The sequence below is a fragment of the Peristeroidobacter soli genome (genome assembly GCF_004138485.1).
Lineage (GTDB): Bacteria > Pseudomonadota > Gammaproteobacteria > Steroidobacterales > Steroidobacteraceae > Steroidobacter > Steroidobacter soli.
In genome coordinates, this window is sequence record NZ_RYEV01000008.1 from 349,436 (window position 1) to 373,592 (window position 24,157).

A 24,157-nucleotide genomic window follows, 5' to 3' on the forward strand; every position below is an offset into this window, starting at 1 on the left:
CGGCGCGGGCAGGTCCCCGCGCTTGTCGGTTGATATGACAGTCAGATCGCGCCCGGCGTGCGCAGCTTGCGACCGACCATGCGCTCCACATTCCGGATCATGTGCATGACCACGTCGGTCTGCGACCAGCGCCCCATCGGCCGCCACCACAGCGCCGCCCAGGTGAGCAGACCGGCAATCGACAGCGCGGTGAAATCCGGATCCTCGAAGGAGAATTCGCCGCGCTTGGCGCCTTCCACCAGCAGCGCCGACAGCTTTTGATCGAACTCCGCTTTCAGCTTCGCCAGCAGCTGCCATTCCTCGGACTCGAGGTTCATCTCTTCGCGCCGATAGACGACGATGCATTGTTGATTCTGCAGGACCGCCGAGGTGACGCGCTCGATCGCCAGTCGCAGCTTTTCGCCGGGTGGCAGCTTGGTCGACAGCGCTTCGTCGAGCGCGGCCAGCGGCGAGCGGATGCCGATCTCACAAATGGCGTTGAGGATCTCGCTTTTGTTCCGGAAGTAGGAATAAAGAAACGGCTTGGTGACTTTCAGCTCGGCCGCGATGGTGTCGAGAGTGGTCGCCTCATAGCCCTGCGCGAAAAACAATTCGCGTGACTGTTCCAGAATCCGCCGCCGCTTGAATTCCTGAACCTCGGTTCGTAATTCATGCTTGTGCGACTGCACTTCGGTTTTCTTATTTGCCTTCGAGGCGCTCACCCGCGCAGCCATAATCTTCCCTCAGCAAACTCGTGCAAAAAAGCGAGTGAATGATGAGGCAGAACGACAGGCATCGCAATCAATCACGGCAATGTATCGCTGTCGGAAAATTCGGCTGGCGTGTTGGACTATATAAATGTACAGATCATCGACACTCGAACGTGTTCAGCGCCGTGCGTGGGGTCGAGGTCGAGCGCGTGCTTGGGGCGCGAGCACCCGCTCCAGGGTGGTAAAGGGGCCGACGGGCCTTCCTGAAGAATTTGCCGCTTACCAATACAGGACTAGCTGCATCTGCCAATTGTTGTGGTAGGATGCGCGCCCTCGCGGCGACAGTCCGGTAACCCGGAACGCCCGAGAACGTCAGCGGATGGTTTGGCAAAGGGTAGGCAGGTCTCGGTAAGTTACTGATCCTGCTATGGAAAGCCCTGAGCGCCGCCCGGCCCCGAAAAGGCCGCCGGCTCCACCCCGCCTGCGAATGGCCCCGCCGCCCGAAGGTTCCGGCTCATGCAAATGAGCGGCCCAAGGTCGCGGCGGACGGATGGACGGCTCGTCGCCGTCGGCCAATTCAGTGTGCGCCCGTAGCTCAGTTGGATAGAGCGCATGGCTACGAACCATGAGGTCGGGAGTTCGAATCTCTCCGGGCGCGCCATTCTCCCTTCCCTTTGATCCTCCGTTTTCGCTCGCGTGCATCGGCGCGAGCGCTGCGCTGTTTGTTATTTTTTTATCGCACGTGAGAGATCGCGTGCTGATACGACAGATAGCAAGTTGGTCCGGCGGGCGCGCGATGTTTGATTCAGTTCATCGCGCGCCGATGTTCCGTTACTTTCGCCCGACCACCAGAACTTCGAACGTTCCCGCCACCGCTTCGCGCTCGCCATCCTTGCCGTCCACGAAATTTGCGGAAGGCAGATAGAGACGGCCGGTGGTCGGATCCAGGGCGGCGGTGCGGGCGCCTTCGTGAGTGGTCACTTGCTGAACGGGTTGGGCCTTGCCGTTCGTTGCCAGCTTGAAGATGGTCAGCGTGCCGTTGTTGCTGGGAATGAAGACCAGGCGTTTGGTTGCATCGAAGATCGCGCCGTCGGCGTCTTTGCCGATTCTGGCGCTGCCCTTGTCGGCGCCGGTGCGGGCCTCGATCAGTTTGGCGACGCTGTTGTGGCAGGCGGAGATCAGCAGGCCGCTGCTGGCGTCGAACGCCAGGCCGGTCGGTTCTTCGCAGCCCTTCATGGCATAGCGCCCGACGACCTTGTGAGCGCCGCTGTCGATGACGACGATCTCCGCTGTGTCTTCGATATTCAGATACACGCGGCCATGACCGTCGGAGGCGGCAGCTTCGGGTTTGCCGCCGACGGGGATCGTTGCAACCGTGGCGGCCTTGGTCACATCGACCAGGCTCACGTCGTTGCTCTCGCCGTTCATCACGAACACCAGCTTGCTGGCCGGATCGTACAGCGCCGCGTCCGGTCCTTTGCCGACCGCGATGTGTGCCTCGATCTGTCCGGTCAACCGGTCGAACAGCGTCGCTTTGCCGTTGGCCCAGTTGGTGCTCAACATCAGCGACGTATCGGGAATGATCAGAACCGCGGCGGCCTCGTCGCCGGCGACGAAGCGCGGCGTCACCTTGTTCGTTCTCAAGTCAACGGTCATCACGCCGTCGTTGCGGGCCATGTACAGGCGCTGCGCGGTGCTGTCGACGGAAACATAATCGTAGCCACCGTCTTTGGCTGCGATATGCTGGAGGACAGAATAGGGAGCCGCGTCGGCGGCGGCCAATGCTTCACCGGTGCAGATGACGCTGCCAGCGGTGACAAAGGCGCACGCCACCCGGATCGAAAAAGTGCAAAGTGCTGACGTCATACAAACCACCCCAGCTGTCTGCATCGAATTGATGCGCCGGCATTGTGCGGCGACCGTACTGACGCGCTGCTGACGCTTGACTACGCAAAGGATGAGCCGCCCGAGGGCACGGATTTCCTCGTCGCGCCGACGGTTCGAATGTACCACCGTGGCGTCCGGGTCCGTTATGTCTCGATCCGGTCGCAATAGCGACACAGGTTCTTCAACATCCTTGGGTACGCTCAGGCGCCGATAAAATGAACGGGCGAGATCCAGCTCCGATGCGTCAGGCACAGTCGCGCGTCCAAAGACTCGTTGCCTCCTCGCTCTCCGTGGTGTTCCACATCGGGCTGGTGGGCACGGTCGCCTTTGGCGAGCTGCTCAGCACTCCGGTGGAGGAGCCGCAAGCCGTCGCCCTGGAAGTTCGATTCATTCCGGCGGAGCCCGTCTCCGAGCGGCCGTTGGCGGTCAAGTTGCCGCCGGTGGCCGCCTTCCAGCAGCCGAAGATTCAACTGGCGGCGATCCCGACGCTGCCCAGCGAAGCCGAGTCGCTGGCGGCGATTCATATTCAGGACGAATCGGGTGACGCAACGGAATCGATCGAACCGCGAGTGCAGTCGCTGCTTCCCGGGGAGTCGCTGGACGTGGTGCCGGTCCAAGGCGCGGGCATCGAGCTGAATCAGGCCGAGCAGACGTGGGAATCGCAGGTCCTCGCGGCGCTCGAACGCAGGAAGCGTTATCCGGCGGCGGCGCTACGTCGCAAGGACGAAGATACCGTCTATGTTCACATCACCATAGATCGTCGCGGCCGCGTGCTCGATGCACGCATCGACCGTTCCGCGGGCATCGAAATGCTCGACGACGAAGCTCTGCAACTCGCCCGCCGTGCGAGTCCCTTACCCAGCCCGCCGGACAGCGTCTTGGGAGAACGCATCGAGCTCATCGTCCCGGTCGAGTTCTTCATTCGGAACCGCCGCCGCTCATAGCTCCAGAAGGTTCGAATGAAAGGCCCTTCGGCTCCGAAGTGTTTGTGATGGAATTTTGACTCGTGCGCCGGAGCAGCGCGCGACGACACACATCCATGCCGTTCAAGCCGGGCAGCAATACATCCAGTACGACCAGATCCGAGGCGGCGCGCAAGATACGCCCCGCCCCGGAGTCGCCGCGATTGTCCCATAGGAGCGGCACTCATGGAGTGGCCTCCTGTACCAGGGCCGGGCGATGTTTGATCCGCTCGCCAAGGAACAACAGGATCGGCGCGGCAATGAATACAGATGAGCTCGCTGCCACCACGATACCGAACACCATGGGCACGGCGAAGCTAGCAACTGTTGCGCCACCCCAGATCGCCATCGGCAACATCGCAAGGAACGCCGTGACTGAGGTGAACAGCGAGCGGGCCAGCGTCTCGTTGATGCTTCGATCGATGATCTGCCGCAACGGCACGTCCGGATGCAGGCGCAGGTTTTCTCGCATGCGGTCGTACACCACGACCTTGTCGTTGACCGAGTAACCGATCAACGTCAGCAGCGCGGCGATGGCCGTGAGGTTGAATTCCAGGCCGGTCAGCGCGAAGAAGCCGATAGTCTTGGTGGTGTCGAGCACCAGGGTCGCGATGGCGCCCACCGCGAAATGCCAGTCGAACCGGATCCAGATGTAGATGAACATCGCGATGCTGGCGAACAGCACGGCGAGAATGCCTGCATCCGTCAGCTCGCCGCTGATCTTCGGACCGATGATGTCGACGCGATCGAAGTTGGCGGTCGGTTCGACTTCGAGAATGGCTGCCTTGGCGCGTTCGGCAACCTCGGTTTGCGCCGATGCATCGGCGTCGGGTTGTTGTTGAATGCGGACCAGAACGGTTGTGCCACCGCTGTCCGCTTGTTGCAGGCTCACTTCGCCGAGATTCGCCTGCTCGAGCCTGGCGCGAATGTCCGCCACTTGCATCGCCGCGGGCGCCGAGGCTTCGATGATCGTGCCGCCGGTGAAGTCCACGCCGTAGTTCAAGCCAGGCTTGGCGAACAGCATCAGCGAGGCAATCGACAGCACCAGCGATACGCCGAGGCCGACGAAGCGCGCCCGCATGAACTGGAAATTCGGCGTCGCGCCCCGCCAGCGTGCAGGCAGCAGTGAGCCGATGATGAACTGCTTCGGTCGCTTCCATTTGAGCCACAGCGCCATGATGGACTTCACGACCGTGACCGCCGTGAACATCGAGATCGCGATGCCCAGCGCCATGGTGACCGCGAAGCCGCGCACCGGTCCGGAGCCGAACCAGAACAACAGTGCCGTCGCAATCAGCGCGGTGACGTTCGAATCGATGATGGTTGCGTAGGCGCGATCGAAACCGTTCGTCAGAGCAGCCACAGCGCTTTTGCCATGGCGTGTTTCTTCCCGGATGCGTTCGTTGATCAGCACGTTCGCATCGACTGCAAGGCCGATGCCCAACACGATGCCGGCGATGCCGGGCAAGGTGAGTGTGGCGCCGAGTAGCGTCAACGCAGCGAGCGTCAATGTGACGTTGATGACGAGCGCGAGATTGGCGACGACGCCCCAGCCTCGATACAGCACCGTCATGAAGACGAGCACGAACAGCAAGCCCGCGGCACCCGTGACGGCGCCCATGCGGATCGCGTCGCTGCCGAGGTCGGGGCCAACCGTGCGTTCTTCGACGATCTGCAACGGCACGGGCAACGCACCGGCTCGCAGCAGTGCGGATAGCGAGCTGGTTTCAGCCGTGGTGAAGTTGCCTGAGATCTGCCCCGACCCGCCGATGATGGGTTCCTGGATCACCGGTGCGCTGATCACTTTGCCGTCGAGCACGATGGCGAATTGGCGGCCGACGTTGTCGAGAGTGATCTTGGCGAACTGCCTGGCACCGGCGTCGTCGAAGCGGAACGACACCACGGGCCGGCCGGTTTGACTGTCGATTCCGCTGTTGGCCTGGACCAGTCGCTCGCCCTGAAGCATCGGGCGCTGCTGCAAGATGTAATCGATCCCCTCCTCAGGCGCGGGAACACGAATGGTGCCGATCGGCGGCGCGCTTCGACTCGGCGCGGTCGATGACTCGACGCGATGAAACGTCAGCTTCGCCGTGCTACCCAACAGAGTGCGGATCGCCGCCGGATCCTGCATGCCCGGCAATTGCACCAGGATGCGACTGGTGCCGAGCGCCTGCACGGTCGGTTCGGCGACACCGATGGCGTCGATGCGACGTCGAACAATCTCGATACTTTGCTGAAGCGCCGACTGCCGGCGCGCGGTTGCGCCGAGGGCATCGAGACCTTCTTCCTCGATGTCCTTTTGCATGGCGCGCTCATCGATCTCGAGGACCAGATGCGCGCCACCGCGCAGGTCGAGGCCCAGCGCGACTTGTTTGTGAGGCAGCCAGTCCGGCAGCGCCTCCAGTTGTTTCGAAGTCAGCAGGCTCGGTAACGCAATCAAACTGCCAATGACGATGACCAGCCCGTACAGCACGAGCTTCCATTTGGAAGGAACCATGAATCTCTCCCGCTCGATCTGCGCGACACACGCGCACGCCGGCCGTCACTGCGCGAAGCAGTGTCGTCACCGGAACGAAATGACACCGCTCAGGTGTTTGCGGGAGGCGCTCTGGGTTGAGCGGGCGAGCGCGCCGGTCGCGAGGCTGGCTGGTGCGTAGTCGGTGCGAACGACTGAATCGGCTCGAGAGACAGCGCGAATGTGAAGACTGACGCGAGTGCGACGGGTGAATGCCCGAAGCGCACCGGATCGACCCGGCGCCGGTCGTTTGTTTGCAACGACAGATGCCGATCCGACGAAACGACGGCGGCACTCGAGCCGACGCCATCGAAGATGCCGGCGGCGAACGACCGGGCCTGCGCCGGATTCAGCAGCGCCGCCCACCAGACCACGGCAATGAGCGCGAGCCACGAGGGCCCGTTCATGCTGAAAGTCCGCGACCGCGATGTGAATGACGTAGGCATCGGTGCCGGGAGGCTAGATCATGTTTCGATTCCGGGCAACTCGCGGCCTCAGGTTTCGGAGAACAGCTGTCGGGCGTTGTCCGTCATCGCGGCAATGGCCGGATGTTTGATCTTGCGTTCCGCCGAGATGGCATAGAACTCCGCCTTCACGCCCTTGGCCAGGCCGATGCGAACGAAACCATGCTGTTTTCTGAACGATGCCTCGAGCACCGAGGGCACCGGTGCGAAGCCATGTCCTTCACGCGCGAACTCGCGCAACATCGCGTAGTCCTCGAATTCACCGAGCAGCAGCGGCCGCACGTTTTGTCGATCGAGCCATTGATCGAGCGCGCGCCGGATCGCGGTGTCATCCGTGGGCAAGAGCGCGGGCACGCCGTCCAGTGACTTGGGAAAATCACGACGCAGTGTCTTCGCCAGTGTCGGCGTTGCCATCCAATAAACGTTGCAGCTGCCGAGCGGGTGGCTGTACGCGCGCACGTTGAGCGACGGCGTCACGGGCGAATCCGACAGCACCACGTCGATCTCGTGAATGGCCAGATCGGCGGACAGTCGTTCCAGGGTCCCTTCGCGGCAAATGACGCGCACCGACTGCTTCAATTGCAGGCTGGGCTCGACGATCCGGTACGCGATTTCCTTGGGCAGGACGTCATCGATGCCGATCACCACTTTCAACGGCCGCGAGGACGGTCGCTGTTCCAGCGCCTCCATCAATTCCTGCCCCAGCCCGAAAATCTCGTTGGCGTAGCTGTAGACCAGCCGGCCCACTTCAGTGGGCACCAGCGTGCGGCCCGATTTCACCAGCAGCTTCTCGCCCAATCGCTCCTCGAGCGTGCGAAGTTGCGCGCTGATTGTCGGCGCCGCGAGTGCCAGTTCTTCGCACGCGCGAGTGAGACTGCCCGTACGGACCACCGACCAGAAATACAGCAGATGCTGGTAATTGAGCCGCCGGATCACGTTGTTCATGGGAATCTCCCCGCCGCCGAAGCTTCGACAATATCGAACCGATCGCAAGAATAATTCTAATTGATCGAACTTAGTATCGGTTGCACCATGCTCCTGAACCTTGTCAGGAGTAAATGATGCGTGACCAGCCGATCGTGATTTCCGAGCTCGACGCCCGCGTCCTGCGCGGTCTGCTCGCGCGCGCCGCCAACGGCCATGATCAGGAGCATTTGGAAGAGCTGAGCCTGGAGCTGGAGCGTGCGCAAGTGCTCAAGCCCGAGCAGGTCGCGCGTGACGTGGTCACGATGCACCGGCCGTTGCGCATCCTCGATCTGAGCAATGGCTCCACTCAGGAGCTGACGCTGGTCAGTCCCGCCGAGGCAAACGTGAGTGCGCGTCGTATTTCCGTGCTCGCACCGCTGGGCACGGCGCTGCTCGGTTATCGCGAAGGCGATGAGGTCGAGTGGGTCATGCCGGGCGGCGTGCGTCGCTTGCGGATCGAGTCCGTGCAGGCTGCACACGTGGGAACTCATTAGCGATTTCACGAGAGGAGAGCTCAGATGCCGAGACTGCTGTGTGCGACCGACCTGCTGCCCAAGAGCGAAGCGGCCATCGATCGCGCGGGACTGCTGGCCGAGCAACTTCAAGCCCAGCTGTCTCTGATGCACGTGGTCTCGCCGGCGACGTCGGAGCGCAATCTCGAGAAGGCATTGCAGCTCGCCATCACCGGACTCACGGCGCGGGCTCGTCCTCCGGAATGGCACGCTGGGCCGTTGCCGGAAGTCGCGGTGCGCACCGGCAATCCGGCTCGCCTGATCATCGATTCAATCGACAAGCATCGGGTCGATCTGCTGGTCATCGGCCCGCATCGCAAGCGGGGCATTCGCGACGTGCTCGAAGGCACGATCGCCGAGAAGATTCTCAACACGCGGCAATGTCCGTTGCTCATCGTGTCGCAGCCCGCTGAAGTGGAGTATCGACAAGTGCTGTTGGCGCTCGATGTAACGGAAGAATCAGGGACCGCTGTGCGAGCGGCGGAGGCTCTGGTCCTCAATCCGCACGCGCGGGCGATGGTGATGCATGTGTGCGAGCCGCCCTATCAGGGCATGCTTCGATCCGCCGGCGTGGGCAATCAGGAAGTCGTTTCGTACGTGAATCACTCCAGGCGCGAAGCCGCGTCGGAGATTCGCGATCTGCTCAGACGGACGAGCGTGGATCACACGCGCTACGGTGTGGTGATCGGCGATAGCCACCCGGCGCCGGCGATCCGTCGCGCCGTCGACATGTATCAGCCCGATTTGCTGGTGATGGGAACGAGCGGCGGTCGCGTGCGACGAGCATTGATCGGCAGCGTCGCCAGCCAGGTCATGGACGCCGCTGCCTGCGACGTGCTGGTCGTGCCTCGCGGTTCGCTGCCGGCCCGGACTTCCAGTCTGCACTGAGCCGCTTTCCTTTCGACATTGCCTACGCCGCCCGCGTGTGCTGACATGTGGGCGGCGTCGTAGTGTGTCTGGGGGACGTCGAACATGACGAACGAGGCTTTTCTGCAGGCTCGCGACCTGCTGCTGCGACATCGCGAAGACTACGCGACGGCCGTTCAATCCTTTCGCTGGCCGCAACCCGCCGAATTCAACTGGGCGCTGGATTGGTTCGATGCGCATCTCGCGGCCGGCGAGCGCGGCGATCGAATCGCGCTGAAGATCGTCGGCATCGACGCCGCGACTCGAACGTTCCGCGAGCTGTCAGAGCAATCCAATCGCGTTGCCAACGGTCTGCGCGAGCTGGGCGTCAAGCGTGGCGACCGGGTGCTGATGATGCTCGGCAACTGCGCCGCGCTGTGGGAACTGATGTTGGCGTGCATGAAGCTGGGCGCCGTCACCATTCCAGCGACCACTTTGCTTACTGCCGATGACCTGGCGGAGCGAGTGCGGCTCGGCGGTGTGCGCTTCTTGATCACGGACGCCGAGCTCGCCGAGAAATTTCACGACCTCGAATTGCCGGTGATCCGCATCGCTATCGGCAATCGCAAGCAAGGTTGGGTGAGCTACGACGAGATGTCGGCTGGCGTCAATGGCGCCGCCGAGTTCCAGCCCGATAGTGTGACGCGCGCCGACGATCCATTGCTGCTGTACTTCACATCCGGCACGACGTCGAAGCCGAAGCTGGTCTCGCATACTCACGCCAGTTATCCAATTGGCGCGCTGTCCACGATGTATTGGTTGGGCCTGCGCCCCGGTGACATTCATATGAATGTGTCCGCGCCGGGATGGGCGAAGCACGCCTGGAGTTGTTTCTTCGCGCCTTGGAATGCCGAGGCGACGGTGTTCATCGCGAACATCGGCCGCTTCCATGCGCAGGCGCTGCTGCAGGCCATGACGGAGAACGGAGTCACGTCGATGTGCGCGCCGCCGACGGTGTGGCGCATGCTGGTTCAGGAAAACCTCGCACCTCATCGCGGCGTGCTGAACAACTTGTGTGGTGCCGGCGAGCCGCTGAATCCGGAAGTGATGGACGCGGTCGAGCGAGCGTGGGGGCTGCAGATTCGCGACGGCTTCGGTCAGACCGAAACCACGTGTGTGATCGGCAACTCGCCTGGACAGATGATCAAGCCAGGCTCGGTGGGCCGACCGCTGCCGGGCTATGACGTACTGCTGCTCGACTCCGAGGGCCATCCAGCGGAGGAGGGTGAGATCTCGTTGCGCTTGAATCCTGCACCCACCGGATTGATGCGTGGCTATCAAGATGAAACCGGCGCGGTGCGCAGGCTCGAAGGCGCCGCGTACCGAACGGGTGACATCGCGAGTCGCGACACCGATGGATACATCACCTATGTGGGTCGCGCCGACGACGTGTTCAAGTCATCCGACTATCGCATCAGCCCTTTCGAGCTGGAGAGCGCGCTGATCGAGCACGTGCTGATCGTAGAAGCGGCCGTGGTGCCGGCGCCGGACGTGCTGCGTCTGGCTTTGCCCAAAGCCTACATCGTGCTGGCGGCGGGTGCGGCAGCGAATCGCGAAACGGCGCTGTCCGTGTTTCGTCACATTCGACAAGTGCTGGCGCCATACAAGCGCGTCAGACGCATCGAATTCACGACGCTGCCGAAAACCATTTCGGGAAAGATCCGGCGCGTGGAGTTGCGTCGGCAGGAAGTGGAACGCGCCCGTGTCGGCGAGCGCGCGACGGAAGAGTTTCGAGAAGAGGATTTCCCGGAGCTGCGCGACTAGGGCTGACGTTGCAACGCTGCGAGCAACTCCGGATCGGCAGTGCCCAGCACTGAGCTTTGATAAGCAATCGTACCGTCGGGGCTGAGCAGGGTGACGATGCTGGAGTGGTTGTAGCCACCGTCCGGCAGCTTGCGATATTGGATGCCGAGCACTGCCGCGATCTTTCGGACACTGGTCTCGTCGGTGCGAGCCAGCGTCCAGCGGCTCGTGTCGAGTTTACGACTGGTAGCGAGCTCATTGAGCTTGGCGACGGTATCTCGATCCGGATCGATGGAGATGAGCAGGAAGCGCATCTTGGCTCGCTCGGCCGGAGCAACGGTGCGTTCGATGGACCGCATCGTGTCGATCAACAGCGGGCAGGCCATCGGGCAGCTGCCGTAGAACATCGTAACGAGCACGGGATGGCCGAGGTGCTTATCCAGGTGATGTCGCTCGCCGCTCTGGTTGGTCAACGTCGCGTCGAGTTGATAGACGGACTCCGGAGCATCCGCACGTACCACCGCCGCAAGCAGCATCAGCGCCAGGAATAAACGTTTCATTTGCCATCCCTCCCGCCGGTCGCGCAGCGGAAACCCATCGCGCCGCCGGTGTAACGAGCCTTCATGCTGGAGAGCATCGCGATCCGCATCAGCGTCGCGTAGTTCTCCTTCTGTTCCATCGTGAGCGCACCCTCACCGCAGAAGCGCATCACGTTGGGATCGCCTTGTTCGCGATTGTCGGAAGACACCAGCATGCCGCTCGCGTCTTCCACCCATTCCCAGATCACGCCGTGCAGGTCCTGGATGCCGTAGAAATTCGCCGGCGTGCTGCCGACCGTAGGCAAGGCATCGCGGCCCGAGCGTGAGTACCAATTCAAGATCTGCTGACGCCACGCCGGGTCGTCACGGCCGTCGCGTGCGGTGTTGCTCGCGGCGGCGACATATTCCCACTCGTACCAGGTCGGCAACCGCGCGCCTCGTGACTCGCAGTAAGCGGTGGCTGCAAACCAGCTGACATTCACGACCGGACGCTGCAGGTCTTCCTTGCGAGGTTCAGCCGGAGATTGCCAGTGGCTGAGATATTGATCGTCCGCGAAGATGTGGGCGATCTTGTCCCGGCGCCACTGTGGCTGAGTCTTCAGAAAGGTCGCGAACTGTGCGTTCGTGACCGGCCGGCGGTCGAGCTGAAAGGGTTTTAAACTCACCTCTTTCACACCCGGCGCCGGCGGTAATACGGATTCGAACTTGCCGCCAGGGATCACTGTTGTCGCACTCTGCTCAGCCGCGGCCGCATTGGCGGCCGAGGTTGCGAGTAGCAGTGCCAGCATGAGTTTGCGCATGACAGTGATCCCCGGTCCTTGCTCAGTGCGCCGCGCCTTCAGGGCGTTTGGTGTTGGCCCGGACCTTCTTCACGTCCTCGACGGAGACCGTGCCATCCTTGTTGCCCCAGCTGTTGAGCGCGTAGGTGAGAATGTTGGCGATCTCGTCGTCGTTGAGCTGGCTCATCGGCGGCATGACGGAGTTGTAAGTCGCGCCGTTCACGGTCACCGGGCCGCTCAAACCGTTCATCACGATACCGATCGCCCGGTTCTTGTCGGCCAGCAGGAAGTCGGATTTGGCCAGCGGCGGGAACACGTTCGGGATGCCCTGGCCAGTGTCCTGGTGGCAGGTGGAGCAGGTGCCCTTGAACAACACCGCGCCGGCCTGGATCTGCTGCTCCTTGGTGAGCTGACCGGTGCTGCTCGCTTTCACCGCTTCGGCCACCGGCGCCATGCTCGCCATCTTGTCGCCGATATACATTTCATCGAGCTGCTTGCCGGAGTAGATATCGGCGCGCTGCTCGCCGGCGACTTCGAGGATCGCCAGCGCACCCTTGTTGAAGGCGCGGAAGATGGAGTGATCGACCAGCACGTAGTTGCCCGGCACTTCGGTGTGGAACTCGACCGTCGCCGCGCCACCCGCGGGGATGAGCGTGGTTTGCACGTTCTCCTGGAAGCGGGTGCCGCCTTCGTACTGCACCTTGTCGAAGATCTCGCCGATCACGTGGAAGCTGGACACCAGGTTCGGGCCGCCGTTGCCGACGAACATTCGGACCTTCTGATTGGTCTGCGTTTTCAGTGCGCGCGGTCCAGTCAGCGCGGATTCGGCGCCGTTGAACAACACGTAGGTCGGGTTCTCATCGATGGCCTTCTGCATATCGAAGGGCTGATGACCTTTCTCGCGGTACTTGCCGACGGTGTAGAAGTCGCCCTGCATCACGTAGAACTCGTGATCGACGGGAGACAGGCCTTCCGGCGGCTCGACCAGGATCAAGCCATACATGCCGTTCGCAACGTGCATGCCGACCGGCGCGGTCGCGCAGTGATAGACATACAAGCCCTGGTTGAGCGCCTTGAATGTGAACTGGCTGCTGTGACCCGGGGCGGTGAAGCTGGAGGCCGCGCCACCGCCAGGACCGGTCACGCCGTGCAGGTCGATGTTGTGAGGCATCTTGCTGGACGGATGATTCTTCAGATGGAACTCCACCGTGTCGCCCTGGCGTACCCGAATGAAGCTACCGGGCACGGTGCCACCGAAGGTCCAGAATGTGTAGGTCACGCCGTCGGCGATCTGCATGTCGACTTCGGTGACTTCCAATTCCACGATCACCTTCGCCGGATAGTTGCGTTGGGTGGCGGGCGGCACGTTCGGCGGGCTGGTCAGCACGGCCTTGATCGGCTCACCTTGCGGCGGGCCGAAGTCACCGTGTCGTGAGCCACCCGTGTCGGACTCCGGCGCGGCGGCTTGCGCGACCGGTACAGAGTTTCCCTGAGAACACGCTGCGAGCAGCAGCGTGGCTGAGCAAGCTAGTACAGGTAACAGGCGTTTCATGGCGGTTCTCGGTTTTGACCTTTTCTGGATTCGTCTCCAGCTTAGGTATCGAGAGCACCGCCGAACCTGATCTAGGTCACGCGGCCTGCATGCTTACGTTGATGTACTGAGCAGCTGCGGAATGGCCGCAAAGATGCCGGCAGGGTTGTGGGCGCGCGCCACTGTAATAATAAATACATACACGGCGAGCGCCGCCAGCCAGCAAATCACACGGATTTTCCTGGTGGAGCCGCGCTTCAGCGCGAACGTACCGAGCACGATATAAACGACCAGCAGAACCACTTTTACCGTGAGCCAGCCGTGCACGAACGGATACTGATGGAGCAGGGTCGCGAGCATCAACGCGGCTGTCAGCAGCGTCGTATCGATGGCATAGCTCAAATAGCGAACCGGCGCCGCCATGGCCCAGGTCATGCCGGCATGGAGCGAGGCGCCGCGCAGGAAAAACAGCAGGCCACTGGCCATGACCGCTGCGATGTGAACCGATTTGATCTGTGGATAGAACTCGATCATCCCCAATCATCCAATGTTGCCGTCGACTCTGGGCGTGCAATAAATCCAGGTCGATCGTAGCACCCAAGGCACGAACGCGACGAGCCAGCCAAGCGCGGCAATGGCTTGAATGGCGAGCGAGTCCGAGGCCACTTCGGCGGCCACGCGTGTAATCGTGACCGCCTGGATGACGATGAATGCGAACGCCGCGACCTTGCCGAGCACCAGCGGCCGGCCCGAGTGTCCTTGTGTGACGCGCGTCACCATCGCCACCAGCAGACTGGCGAAGAACCCGATGAACAACGCGTGCGCCGGCGCCCGGCCGAGGATGAACTGACTGCTCAGTGCGAATTGAATGCTTTGGATCGAGTAGAGCAGGAAGGCCAATGACAGCCACGCAAAGCCTCCAAACAGCACGAGCAGCAGCGGCGGCGTGTGCCCTCGTCGCGGCAACCAGCGCCACAGCAGCCAGGCGGTCATCACTGCCATCGGTGTGTCGACGACCCACAGCCACGCGTAACCATGGCGCAGTTCCAGCCATAGATGGGCCAGGGTCAGCACCCAGAACAGCGCCAGCGTCGCCATCGGTCGCACGATTCGATAAGTGGGATTCACGGCGCTGGCGAAGAACGGAATCATGCGATGACAAACGGTGAAGTAGATCGGTAGCAGCACGGCGAACGTGCCCAACTTGATCGCGGCGAATGCCGCACGCGGCTCGGCGAGAAACAAGAACGCGGAGTAGAGCGCGAGGCCGACCAGGCCAAAGCACAATGCGAACGCGCAGCTCACTGAGTGCCACGTACGCCCGCCTTCTTGAACGACCAGGCGCACCAGCCACGCGGTGCCGACGAGCCAGCCCGCGGTGTTGAGCATCGCGCCGAACTTCAGGAGGAAATCGGGATTGCCAAGACCCGCCAGCGCAGCGAGCGTGGCGAGTTGCCCACCAAACATGCCGATGCCGACCGGCACGTAGTGTTCACGTCGCAATGACGGCAGTGCCATCCAGCGCGGGAACACGGTCAACAGGAAACCAAACATGAAAGCCGGCAGAACCTGGTACTGCATGACGATCGCATGCATCCATCCCGGCGGCGCGGAAGGCAGCGCGCTGGATCCTCCGAACCAGCGCGCACTGATCAGCCACCAAGCCCACCAGAGCATTGCCAGCAACACGTTCGTTGCGCCTATGAAGAACATCAAGCGGTGGGGGGCAGCCGCGATGATGCGCAATGTGCTGGCGGGCAGGGTGACTGTGTTCATGTCACTGTCTCAACGTTTCGCGACTTGAGCTCCTTGCGGCACTTCGAGCTTGGCTTGCTTCGGGCCGATCCACAGCCGCAGTACGAACCACGCGAGAGACAAGGCGCCGACGCTGAAGATGGTGTCGCCAGGGACGCGCAACCACACCAGCAGCTGGATGATCGGCCGCTGCATCAGCTCGGCGGAGCGAGCGAACCAGTAGCCATGATCGATCGCGGCGGTGAGCTGGATGATGCCGATGGGCAACAGCGTGAACAGCGCCATGCAGGCCAGACCGATGTTGAAGGCCCAGAAGCTGGTCTTCAGCAGACGCTCGTTCCACACCACATTCGGCTTCAGGCCGCGCAGGCAGAACAACATCAAGCCCACACCGAGCAGACCGTAGACACCGAACAGCGCCGTGTGGCCGTGGAGCGGAGTGAGGTTCAGGCCCTGCATGTAGTACAGCGGCAGCGGCGGATTGATGAGGAAGCCGAACAGACCGGCGCCCACCAGATTCCAGAACGCCACACCGGTGAAGAACAGGATCGGCCAGCGATAACGTTGCATCCACGGCGTCGCGGAGCCGAGCTTGAAGGTTTGATAAGCCTCGAAGCCGACGAACGCGAGCGGCACCACTTCCAGCGCGGAGAAGCTTGCGCCGAGCGCGATCACTGCCGTCGGAGTACCGGTGAAGTACAGGTGATGCAGAGTGCCGAGCACGCCGCCGCTCAGGAACACGATGGTGGCGAACAACACCGCGGTGGTCGCAGTGCTCGTGCGCAGCAGTCCCAGTCGTGTGAACAGGAAGGCGATCACAGCGGTCGCGAACACTTCGAAGAATCCTTCGACCCACAGATGCACCACCCACCAGCGCCAGTACTCGACCATGGAGAGGTGAGTGTGCTCGCCCCACATCAGACCGGCGCCGTAGAACAGGCCGATACAGACCGTGGAGAGGAACAGCAGGGTGATGATGGACTTGGATTCACCGCCCTTCTTGATCGCCGGCCACAGCGCGCGACCCACCAGCGTCAGCCACACACCCAGTCCGACGAACAGGAAGATCTGCCAGAAACGGCCCAGATCCACGTATTCCCAGCCCTGGTGACCGAACCAGAAGTTCTTGTCCAGGCCGAGCTTCTGCATCACCGCCAGCCACTGTCCGGTGAACGCGCCCACCACGATGATGAGCAGACAGGTGAACAGGAAGTTGACGCCGAAGCGTTGATACTTCGGCTCGTGCCCGGAGATCGCGGGGCCGATATACAACCCCATGCCGAGCCACGCGGTCGCGATCCACAGCACTGCCAGCTGCGTGTGCCAGGTGCGGCTGAGCGAATAAGGAAGGTAGTTGGCGAGTGCGAAGCCGTACGCTTCCTGACCTTCCACTTGATAGTGCGCGGTGATGGCACCGAGCAGGATCTGCGTCAGGAACAAGGCGATCACCAGCCAGAAATATTTGCCGGTGGCCTTCATCGACGGCGTGACTCGAATCAACGCCAGCGGATCGGTGGCAGGCAGCTCCGGCGGTGCCTCGTCCTTGTGACGGGCATGATGCCAGCCGAGCAGCGCGATACCCGCGATCAGGAACATCACGCTGAACACCGTCCACATGAACAGGTGGCCCGGCGGATCGTTGCCGACCAGCGTGTCGTGCGGCCAGTTGTTGGTGTATGTGATGTCCTTGCCCGGACGCTGTGTGACCGCCGACCAGGAAGACCACCAGAAGAACGCCGTCAAGGCGGCCCGATTCTCGGCGGTCATCACCGTGTTGTCCTTCATCGCATACGCCTTGCGCAGCTCCAGCGTTTGCGGATCGTTGCTGAACAGCGATTCGTAATGAGCCGCGACTTGTGACATTGCGAGCGCGCGATCTTCGGAGACCGTGATGGTGTCGGTGCTCGCGTCGTAGGTGTTGTTGCGAATACGAGGTTTCAGGCGGGCCGCGAATGCTGCCTGCGTGTCTTCGGGCAATTGTGAGTAACGCTGCGACGTCTCACGTTGCGTATCGATATCCAGCCAGGCGACGGCTTCGCGATGCAACCAGTCCGCACTCCAGTCCGGAGCCACATAGCCGCCGTGACCCCAAATGGAGCCGAGCTGCTGACCGCCGATGGATTGCCAGACTTGCCGGCCTTTCTGGATATCGGCGCGCGTGTAGACCGTCGTGCCGTTCTCGGTGACCACCGCCGATGGAATCGGTGGCATCACCCGGTGTATTTCGCCGCCTACCCACAGCAGGACGGCAAAGGAAAGCAGCAGCAGGACCCCTAGTCCCACCCATAACCTTCGACTCGCGTTCATGGACCCTCTCCCACTCATTGGTGGCGGGATCATGGGGTCGGGGTGGCGGGGGTGCCCTGATCTAAGTCAGGTACGAGAGGGCTGCGGTTTATGTGCTCCGAAGCACATTTTCCGCCAACGTCTCCAGCTGTTTCCGATCCTTCAGCTCGATCTCCCGCCGTTCGACCTGAATCATCCCTTCATCCTGGAACCGCCGGAACACGCGGCTGACGGTTTCCGAGGCGAGCCGCAGGTAGTTGGCAATATCCGTCCGGGTCATGGTGAGCAGGAACCGGTTGGGCGAGAAGCCGCGAGCGGCGTAGCGTCGTGACAATGTAATCAAGAACGCCGCCATTCGTTCGTCGGCGGAGAAGTTGCCGGACAGCAGCGTCGCCTTGCCGATATCCAGGCTGAGCAACTTGAACAGTTGCTGTTGCAACCCGGGCATGCGCGTTGCCAGGGCTGCGATGTTTGGAAACGAGAACCGGCACAGGACGACCGAGTCGAGCGCGATGGCGTTGCTCGGATAGCGGGCCTGCGAGATGGCGTTGAGGCCGATCACCTCGCCGGGCAGAAAGAACCCCTGGACGTGCTCGCGACCCTCGTGGTCCGTCACATAAGTCTTGACGGTGCCGGAGCGTACGGCCGCGATGGCCGTGAACGGATCGCCTTCCCGAAAAATGTGCTCGCCTTCATGGAACGGGCCGATGTGCTCGACCAGCACGTGCAGGTCCCGCAACAGGCTCTTGTCGTAGCCGCTCTCCAGACAGGCAGCCGAGAACGCGCAGGTACTGCAGAAATGGAAGGCGTCGCCGTCATCGGCGATGCCAGGCACGGGGCGGCGGCTCACGTCACTCATTGGCAGCACATTGGCGCTGCCGGCGGGACGCAGCGGTCAGATCGCGTTGGAGTAGGTCGGCCCGCCCGGGAGTCGATGATTCAGGTATCGATCGAAACACATGGCGATGATACGCAAGAGCAATCGCCCGCGCGAGGTCGCCGAAATGCGCAACCTTTCCAGGGTCACCAAGCCGTCTTTCGCCAGGGGCTGCACGTGGGCCAGGGCGTCGGCGAAGTAGCGGTTGAAGTCGATGTCGTAGCGCCGCTCCACGGCGGCGATGTCGATCGCGCCCCGGCACATCAGCTGCTGGATCACCTCGGCGCGCACCTGATCGTCCAGATCCAGATGACGGCCGCGCCATACCGGGAGATGTCCGGAGTCGACCGCGCCTTCCCACGAGGGCAGATCGCGGGGATTCTGGCTGAAACTGTCGCCGATATGACTGATGGCACTGACGCCCAGGCCGAGCAGGTCGCAATTGGCATGGGTGGTGTAGCCCATGAAATTTCTTTGTAACGTGCCGGCATCATAGGCGCGCGTCAGGTCGTCGTCGGGCAGGGCGAAATGATCCATGCCGATGTATACGTAGCCTGCGGCGGTGAGCTTGCCGATGGCGAGGGACAACAGTGCGATTCGTTCGCTGGCGTTCGGCAGGGCGCTGGCGTCGATGCGACGCTGGGGCTTGAACAGGTGAGGCATGTGCGCGTAGCCGTACACCGCGAGTCGGTCGGGGCGGATCTCGAGCACGGTGTCGAGCGTGCGGCCGAAGCCTTCCAGCGTCTGATGAGGCAGGCCATAGATCAGGTCGACATTGACCGAGCGGAACCCGCTGCGTCGACAGGCCTCGATGACGTTCTCGGTGAGCTCGGCGCTTTGGATGCGATTTACGGCTCGCTGCACCGTCGGATCGAAATCCTGCACGCCGAGGCTGGCGCGGTTCAGTCCCATCTGCGCGTAAGCCGCGATATCCGAGGCGTCGATGAAACGCGGATCGATCTCGATCGAGAAGTCACGGATCGCGGCGCTGCTGAGCTGAAACTGCTTGCGCAGGCTGCTCATGATGTCGCCGATCTCTTCATGGCGCAGGAAATTCGGCGTGCCGCCGCCGAAGTGAACCTGGATGACCTCGCGATCGTGATCGAACAACGGACCGGCCAGCGAGATCTCGCGAATCAAACGTTCGACGTAGCGCGTGCCGGCGCTGCGATCACGCGAGATGACGCGATTGCAGCCGCAATACAGACACGGGCTCGAGCAATAGGGAACGTGCACATATAACGACAGCCGGCGCGGAATCAGTTCTTCGTTGCTGCGGCGGATGTACTCGCGCAGCATATCCTCCTTGAAATGCGGCCCGAACTGCGGCGCGGTCGGATAGGACGTGTATCGCGGCCCCGGCTGATCGTAGCGGCGGAGCAGATCGACATCGCACGTGAGGCATTGGCTCATCATGGCGCTACCGTATGTCAGGTGCGCCGTGCGGTGCCTTGACCTAGGTCAGGTCTCCTGCGCCGGGGACGGCGACGAGCAGTTTCTTCCGGCTTGAACCGCCGGGTCCGGGTCTTCAGTGGTTTCAAAAAGCAGTGCGGTTCCCGCCCGGCGCCCACGACACCGACAGCAGCCAGTTGCTCTCGATGCCTTTGTGAATCTGCTGTTCCAGCACCTGCTGAGTGAGCAACGTGCCGGCATCGATGGACAGATGGGCCGGCAGATAAGTGATGGTGAAGCCGAGAGTCAGGGACGGATCGCCGAAATGCTTGCCATTGCCGGCGCTGGCGGTGTCGCCGGAAATATCGAAGTCGGGGCCGGTGATGTGGCCTCGAATGCCGCGCCGGGGCGTTGGATAGGCGAACAACGCATGCGGAGTGAACATCCAGTCGTGGCGTGTGCGCGGCACCTCCAAGCCGAAGAACGGCGTGATGTGATCGTAACGCGCATCGAAATCGAGCTGGCCTTGCAGTCCTGCCTGCGGGCCGCCGGTGATCGCATAGTCGAAGCGATAGTCCTTCAGGTCGACCCGTTGCCACAGCACGCCGACGACCCAATTGTGCTCGCCGAGCAGACCTTGCTCTTGATGTCGCGCCCAGAACAAGCCGGCGCCGAAGTCGGTCGCCGTGCCATCCAGATGGCTGAACTCCGCGTCCACCGGCCGCCCGATGGGAGTTTCCGGAGCGAACAATGTTTGCAACGGCCGGCGGTCGTGATCGGCATGCAGGCGCAAGGGATCGTAGAAGCCGAAGGCTCCCAGCCGCGTCCTGCTACTCAGCGATCGGGTAGCGGACATCGAGAGCAACGGTCCCGCGATGTTCAGATCGCCCGCGGATGCGGAAGCATAAGCCGCCTGGAATTGATAGGCGGTGCTCCGCTGTCCGGTGCCCAGATCCCAGACCGGCAGCGTGGCATAGCGATTGTCCATCATGACTTCGGGCAGATGCTCCTGGACGAACTCGATGTCGTGTTCCGACCAGGCCGGGCCGGCCAGTGCCAGCGCGAGCGCGCCGGGCAGCACGACGGAGGGACGATTCATGGGAGAATGCATGTGGGTCTCGCAGGATCGCTGGCGCTCACACTCAGACGTAGGACGCGCTCCCTCGCGAAACCAATCGCATCCACAGCAGTTAGTCAGTAATGAAAAAGACCGATTCACGCCTGGACGGTAAAGTCCGTGTCCGCGGCGCACGTGAGCACAATCTGAAGAATGTCGATGTAGAGATTCCACGCGACGCCTTGGTGGTGTTCACCGGCGTGTCGGGGTCGGGAAAATCCTCGCTCGCGTTCGGCACGCTGTACGCCGAGGCGCAGCGGCGCTATCTGGAATCGGTTTCCCCGTATGCGCGGCGATTGTTTCATCAGATGGGCGTGCCGCAGGTCGATGAGATTGACGGCTTGCCGCCGGCCGTCGCGCTTCAACAGCAACGCGGTTCGCCGACGACGCGCTCGTCGGTGGGCAGTGTGACCATGCTGTCGAACTTGTTACGCATGCTGTACTCGCGAGCCGGCGATTATCCGCGCGGTCAAGCGCTGCTGTATGCGGAGTCGTTTTCGCCGAACACGCCGCAGGGCGCATGTCCGACCTGTCATGGGTTGGGTCGGATTTACGATGCGACGGAAGCCTCGATGGTGCCCGATCCTTCGCTCAGCATTCGAGAGCGAGCCATCGCCGCGTGGCCGCCGGCGTGGCACGGGCAGAACTTGCGAGACATCGCGGTGACGCTGGGGTTCGACATCGACAAGCCCTGGCGCGAGCTGTCGAAGAAAGATCGCGATTGGCTGCTGTTCACGGAAGAGCAACCCACAGTGCCTGTGTACGCGGGTTACGAACCGCACGAAGTGAAGCGCGCATTGAAACGCAAGGAAGAGCCGAGCTATCAGGGAACGTTCACCGGTGCGCGACGCTACGTTCTGCACACATTCGCCAACACCGAAAGCCCGCTGATGAAGAAGCGGGTGTCGCAATACCTGGTGAGTACCGACTGCCCGCTCTGCAAAGGCAAACGGTTGAAGCTCGAAGCGTTGTCCGTGAAGTTTGCCGAACTGGATATCGCGGAGATGTCGGGGCTGCCGCTCAAGGAACTGGCCAAACTGTTGAAACCGTATGCGTCCGCGACGGCGCCCCGTTGGCGCAAGCTCGAAGCGGAGCATCCGGAGAAGGCATTGGTCACACAGCGCATCGTGCAGGATCTGGAAGCACGCGTCGCGGTGATGCTCGACTTGGGCTTGGGCTATCTGTCGCTGGAGCGCAGCACGCCCACGTTGTCGCCGGGGGAACTGCAGCGTCTGCGGCTCGCCACTCAGGTGCGATCGAATCTGTTCGGTGTCGTGTATGTGCTCGACGAGCCGTCGGCGGGTCTGCATCCTGCGGATACGAAGGCACTGCTCACGGCGCTGGATCAGCTGAAGGCAGCGGGTAACTCGTTGTTCGTCGTCGAACATGAGCTCGATGTGATTCGGCACGCCGACTGGATCGTGGATGTTGGCCCGGCCGCGGGTGAGCATGGCGGCCAGATCCTGTACAGCGGACCGCCCGAGGGGCTCGCATCGATCGAAGCGTCGCACACGCGTCGATTCCTGTTCTCCGAATTCAAACTGCCGCCGCGTGAACCGAGAGCGCCGCGCGAGTGGCTGAAGTTGAGCGGCGTGACCCGCAACAACCTGGAAAAGCTCGACGCGCAGTTCCCACTCGGTTTGTTGACCAGCGTCACTGGCGTGTCGGGCTCGGGCAAGTCGACGCTGGTGAGTCAGGTGTTGGTCGAATTGGTCTCGGCGCATCTCGGGCAGGCGGTCGTTGCCGATGAGGAAGAGGGCAGTGAGCTGGAGCGCACCATCGTGCACACGCTCGGCGGCAAGATCGTCGGCGGCATGGATCGGATCAAGCGACTGGTGCGCGTGGACCAGAAACCGATCGGTCGCACGCCACGCTCCAATCTCGCGACTTACACCGGGCTGTTCGACTACGTGCGAAAACTGTTCGCGGCCACGAAGACCGCGCGCTCGCGCCGCTATGACGCGGGCCGATTCTCTTTCAACGTTGCGAAAGGCCGCTGCGAGACCTGCGAAGGCGAAGGCTTCGTGATGGTCGAGCTGTTATTCCTGCCGAGCGTGTATGCGCCCTGTCCGACGTGTCATGGTGCTCGATACAACGCGCAGACACTGGAGATTCGATATCGAGACAGGAACATCGCCGACGTGCTGGCGATGACTGTCGATGCGGCATGGCAATTCTTCGAGGATGAGCCGCACATTCATCGCTCGCTCGACGTGCTTCGCGAAGTGGGGCTGGGGTATTTGCGGCTCGGGCAAGCGGCGACCGAGCTGTCCGGCGGCGAAGCTCAGCGCATCAAGCTGGCCACCGAGCTGCAGCGCCTGTCCAAGGGCGATACCTTATATGTATTGGATGAGCCGACCACCGGCTTGCATCCGTCCGATGTCGAGCGCTTGGTCGTCCAGCTCGAGCGTCTGGTGGACGCGGGCAATACCGTCGTGGTCGTCGAGCACGACATGCGGGTGGTCGCCGGTAGCGACTGGGTGATCGATATGGGGCCGGGCGCGGGCGATGAAGGCGGCTCGATTGTCGTCACCGGGCTGCCCACGCAGGTCGCCAGCTCCAAGCGGAGCCGGACCGCGCCCTTCCTGGCGGAGTTTCTGCAAGCGTCCTCAGATGCGCACCTGCCGTGAGCCGACCACTTTCGCCATCAGCGCGTGAGAAAAAATATATAACGCATGTCGGGTGTCGGCGGCCGCGCCGGCACCGACGCAATCGGAAGGGACGATCAGTTCGTATTCACGGACGTGCGCGTCCATGGCGGTGAACAATACGCACTGATGGCTGGTGATGCCGGTGGCGATCAGCCTGTGAATCCTCAACTGCTCGAGCAGGGCATGCAACGGCGTGCCGAAGAAGGCCGAGTGTCTCGGCTTGAACATGAAGTAGTCTTCCGGCGTCGGCGCCAGCAACTGGACGATCTTGCGCCCGCGGGAGTCGGGTTGCATGCAGCGATCCACAAAGGCCTTGGGGTCGGACTCCCATTTGCCGGCTGTGTCATTAACATAAATCACAGGCAGCCGCGCCGCGTGCGCGCGATCTCTCAATCGCGCGATGTTCGGCGCTGCCCGGAGCGCGCTTCGCATGATTCGCTCGCCATCCGGGTAGCGATACTCGGAAATCATGTCCAGGATCAGCAAGGCTGTGCCGGGTTTGTGTCGCTGGGGCATGTGCAGAGAATGTAGCAGCGGCGTGATGGTTCCTTGTCCGGGAACCGGCCGGGCACGAGAGGGATTTCAT

20 protein-coding genes and 1 tRNA gene are annotated in these 24,157 nt (G+C 62.3%); 6 read left to right on the top strand and 15 right to left on the bottom strand.

What is annotated here, in order from left to right; all coding sequences use genetic code 11:
• Window positions 1-41: 41 nt before the first annotated feature.
• Window positions 42-668, bottom strand: a complete 627-nt coding sequence (locus EKO19_RS32665) for a TetR/AcrR family transcriptional regulator (RefSeq protein WP_175597273.1) — start codon at window positions 666-668, stop codon at window positions 42-44.
• A gap of 605 nt (window positions 669-1,273) precedes the next feature.
• Between EKO19_RS32665 and EKO19_RS32670 the strand changes: the two genes are divergently transcribed.
• Window positions 1,274-1,350 (top strand) — tRNA-Arg (locus tag EKO19_RS32670).
• Between the two features lie 170 nt (window positions 1,351-1,520).
• Here the strand turns inward: EKO19_RS32670 and EKO19_RS32675 are convergent.
• The gene (locus tag EKO19_RS32675; RefSeq protein WP_157995547.1) at window positions 1,521-2,555 is read right to left on the bottom strand and encodes a YncE family protein; all 1,035 of its coding nucleotides are present in this window, start codon (window positions 2,553-2,555) and stop codon (window positions 1,521-1,523) included.
• A gap of 260 nt (window positions 2,556-2,815) precedes the next feature.
• Here EKO19_RS32675 and EKO19_RS32680 point away from each other — a divergent pair, with 260 nt between their 5' ends.
• Window positions 2,816-3,520, top strand: a complete 705-nt coding sequence (locus EKO19_RS32680) for an energy transducer TonB (RefSeq protein WP_157995548.1) — start codon at window positions 2,816-2,818, stop codon at window positions 3,518-3,520.
• Between the two features lie 202 nt (window positions 3,521-3,722).
• Here the strand turns inward: EKO19_RS32680 and secD are convergent, their stop codons facing one another.
• The 3 genes from secD to nhaR form a co-directional block, all read right to left on the bottom strand.
• Window positions 3,723-6,035, bottom strand: coding sequence for a protein translocase subunit SecD (gene secD, locus EKO19_RS32690; RefSeq protein ID WP_129781606.1), 2,313 nt, complete (start codon window positions 6,033-6,035; stop codon window positions 3,723-3,725).
• 89 nt (window positions 6,036-6,124) lie between these two features.
• Window positions 6,125-6,460 carry a hypothetical protein gene (locus EKO19_RS32695; RefSeq protein WP_129781607.1) on the bottom strand — a complete coding sequence of 112 codons (336 nt, stop codon included), beginning with the start codon at window positions 6,458-6,460 and terminating at the stop codon, window positions 6,125-6,127.
• A gap of 87 nt (window positions 6,461-6,547) precedes the next feature.
• The gene (gene nhaR / locus EKO19_RS32700) at window positions 6,548-7,462 is read right to left on the bottom strand and encodes a transcriptional activator NhaR (RefSeq protein ID WP_217705757.1); all 915 of its coding nucleotides are present in this window, start codon (window positions 7,460-7,462) and stop codon (window positions 6,548-6,550) included.
• A gap of 116 nt (window positions 7,463-7,578) precedes the next feature.
• On the opposite strand from nhaR, the gene EKO19_RS32705 reads away from it, so the two are divergent.
• From EKO19_RS32705 to EKO19_RS32715, 3 genes are all read left to right on the top strand, one after another.
• Window positions 7,579-7,977 (top strand): GreA/GreB family elongation factor, encoded by a 399-nt coding sequence (locus EKO19_RS32705; protein WP_217705758.1) that lies wholly within the window; start codon window positions 7,579-7,581, stop codon window positions 7,975-7,977.
• A 24-nt stretch (window positions 7,978-8,001) separates the two neighbouring features.
• A complete protein-coding gene (locus EKO19_RS32710; protein WP_129781609.1) occupies window positions 8,002-8,883 on the top strand; it encodes a universal stress protein in 882 nt (293 codons plus the stop codon).
• Window positions 8,884-8,967: 84 nt separating this feature from the next.
• Window positions 8,968-10,665, top strand: a complete 1,698-nt coding sequence (locus EKO19_RS32715; RefSeq protein ID WP_129781610.1) for an AMP-binding protein — start codon at window positions 8,968-8,970, stop codon at window positions 10,663-10,665.
• Here EKO19_RS32715 and EKO19_RS32720 read toward each other — a convergent pair.
• From EKO19_RS32720 to EKO19_RS32760, 9 genes are all read right to left on the bottom strand, one after another.
• Window positions 10,662-11,204: an SCO family protein gene (locus EKO19_RS32720; RefSeq protein WP_129781611.1), complete on the bottom strand. Its 543-nt coding sequence runs from the start codon at window positions 11,202-11,204 to the stop codon at window positions 10,662-10,664. The two genes, EKO19_RS32715 and EKO19_RS32720, sit on opposite strands and share 4 nt — an antisense overlap.
• Window positions 11,201-11,983 carry a formylglycine-generating enzyme family protein gene (locus EKO19_RS32725; RefSeq protein ID WP_129781612.1) on the bottom strand — a complete coding sequence of 261 codons (783 nt, stop codon included), beginning with the start codon at window positions 11,981-11,983 and terminating at the stop codon, window positions 11,201-11,203. The genes EKO19_RS32720 and EKO19_RS32725 overlap by 4 nt, the downstream gene beginning before the upstream one ends.
• 22 nt (window positions 11,984-12,005) lie before the next feature.
• Window positions 12,006-13,514: a copper-containing nitrite reductase gene (gene nirK / locus EKO19_RS32730; protein WP_129781613.1), complete on the bottom strand. Its 1,509-nt coding sequence runs from the start codon at window positions 13,512-13,514 to the stop codon at window positions 12,006-12,008.
• A gap of 93 nt (window positions 13,515-13,607) precedes the next feature.
• Window positions 13,608-14,027 carry a SirB2 family protein gene (locus EKO19_RS32735; RefSeq protein ID WP_129781614.1) on the bottom strand — a complete coding sequence of 140 codons (420 nt, stop codon included), beginning with the start codon at window positions 14,025-14,027 and terminating at the stop codon, window positions 13,608-13,610.
• A gap of 6 nt (window positions 14,028-14,033) precedes the next feature.
• Window positions 14,034-15,269, bottom strand: a complete 1,236-nt coding sequence (locus tag EKO19_RS32740; protein ID WP_129781615.1) for an NnrS family protein — start codon at window positions 15,267-15,269, stop codon at window positions 14,034-14,036.
• Between the two features lie 9 nt (window positions 15,270-15,278).
• On the bottom strand, window positions 15,279-17,555 hold the full coding sequence (locus tag EKO19_RS32745; RefSeq protein WP_129781616.1) for a nitric-oxide reductase large subunit: 2,277 nt from the start codon (window positions 17,553-17,555) through the stop codon (window positions 15,279-15,281).
• An 88-nt stretch (window positions 17,556-17,643) separates the two neighbouring features.
• On the bottom strand, window positions 17,644-18,393 hold the full coding sequence (locus EKO19_RS32750; RefSeq protein ID WP_129781617.1) for a helix-turn-helix domain-containing protein: 750 nt from the start codon (window positions 18,391-18,393) through the stop codon (window positions 17,644-17,646).
• 36 nt (window positions 18,394-18,429) lie between these two features.
• Window positions 18,430-19,827 carry an oxygen-independent coproporphyrinogen III oxidase gene (gene hemN, locus EKO19_RS32755; protein WP_129781618.1) on the bottom strand — a complete coding sequence of 466 codons (1,398 nt, stop codon included), beginning with the start codon at window positions 19,825-19,827 and terminating at the stop codon, window positions 18,430-18,432.
• 121 nt (window positions 19,828-19,948) lie between these two features.
• The gene (locus EKO19_RS32760; protein ID WP_129781619.1) at window positions 19,949-20,902 is read right to left on the bottom strand and encodes a hypothetical protein; all 954 of its coding nucleotides are present in this window, start codon (window positions 20,900-20,902) and stop codon (window positions 19,949-19,951) included.
• A gap of 101 nt (window positions 20,903-21,003) precedes the next feature.
• On the opposite strand from EKO19_RS32760, the gene uvrA reads away from it, so the two are divergent.
• Window positions 21,004-23,550 (top strand): excinuclease ABC subunit UvrA, encoded by a 2,547-nt coding sequence (gene uvrA / locus EKO19_RS32765; RefSeq protein ID WP_129781620.1) that lies wholly within the window; start codon window positions 21,004-21,006, stop codon window positions 23,548-23,550.
• On the opposite strand, the gene EKO19_RS32770 is transcribed toward uvrA, so the two are convergent.
• On the bottom strand, window positions 23,530-24,057 hold the full coding sequence (locus tag EKO19_RS32770; RefSeq protein WP_157995549.1) for a cysteine hydrolase family protein: 528 nt from the start codon (window positions 24,055-24,057) through the stop codon (window positions 23,530-23,532). The two genes, uvrA and EKO19_RS32770, sit on opposite strands and share 21 nt — an antisense overlap.
• Between the last annotated feature and the right edge of the window lie 100 nt (window positions 24,058-24,157).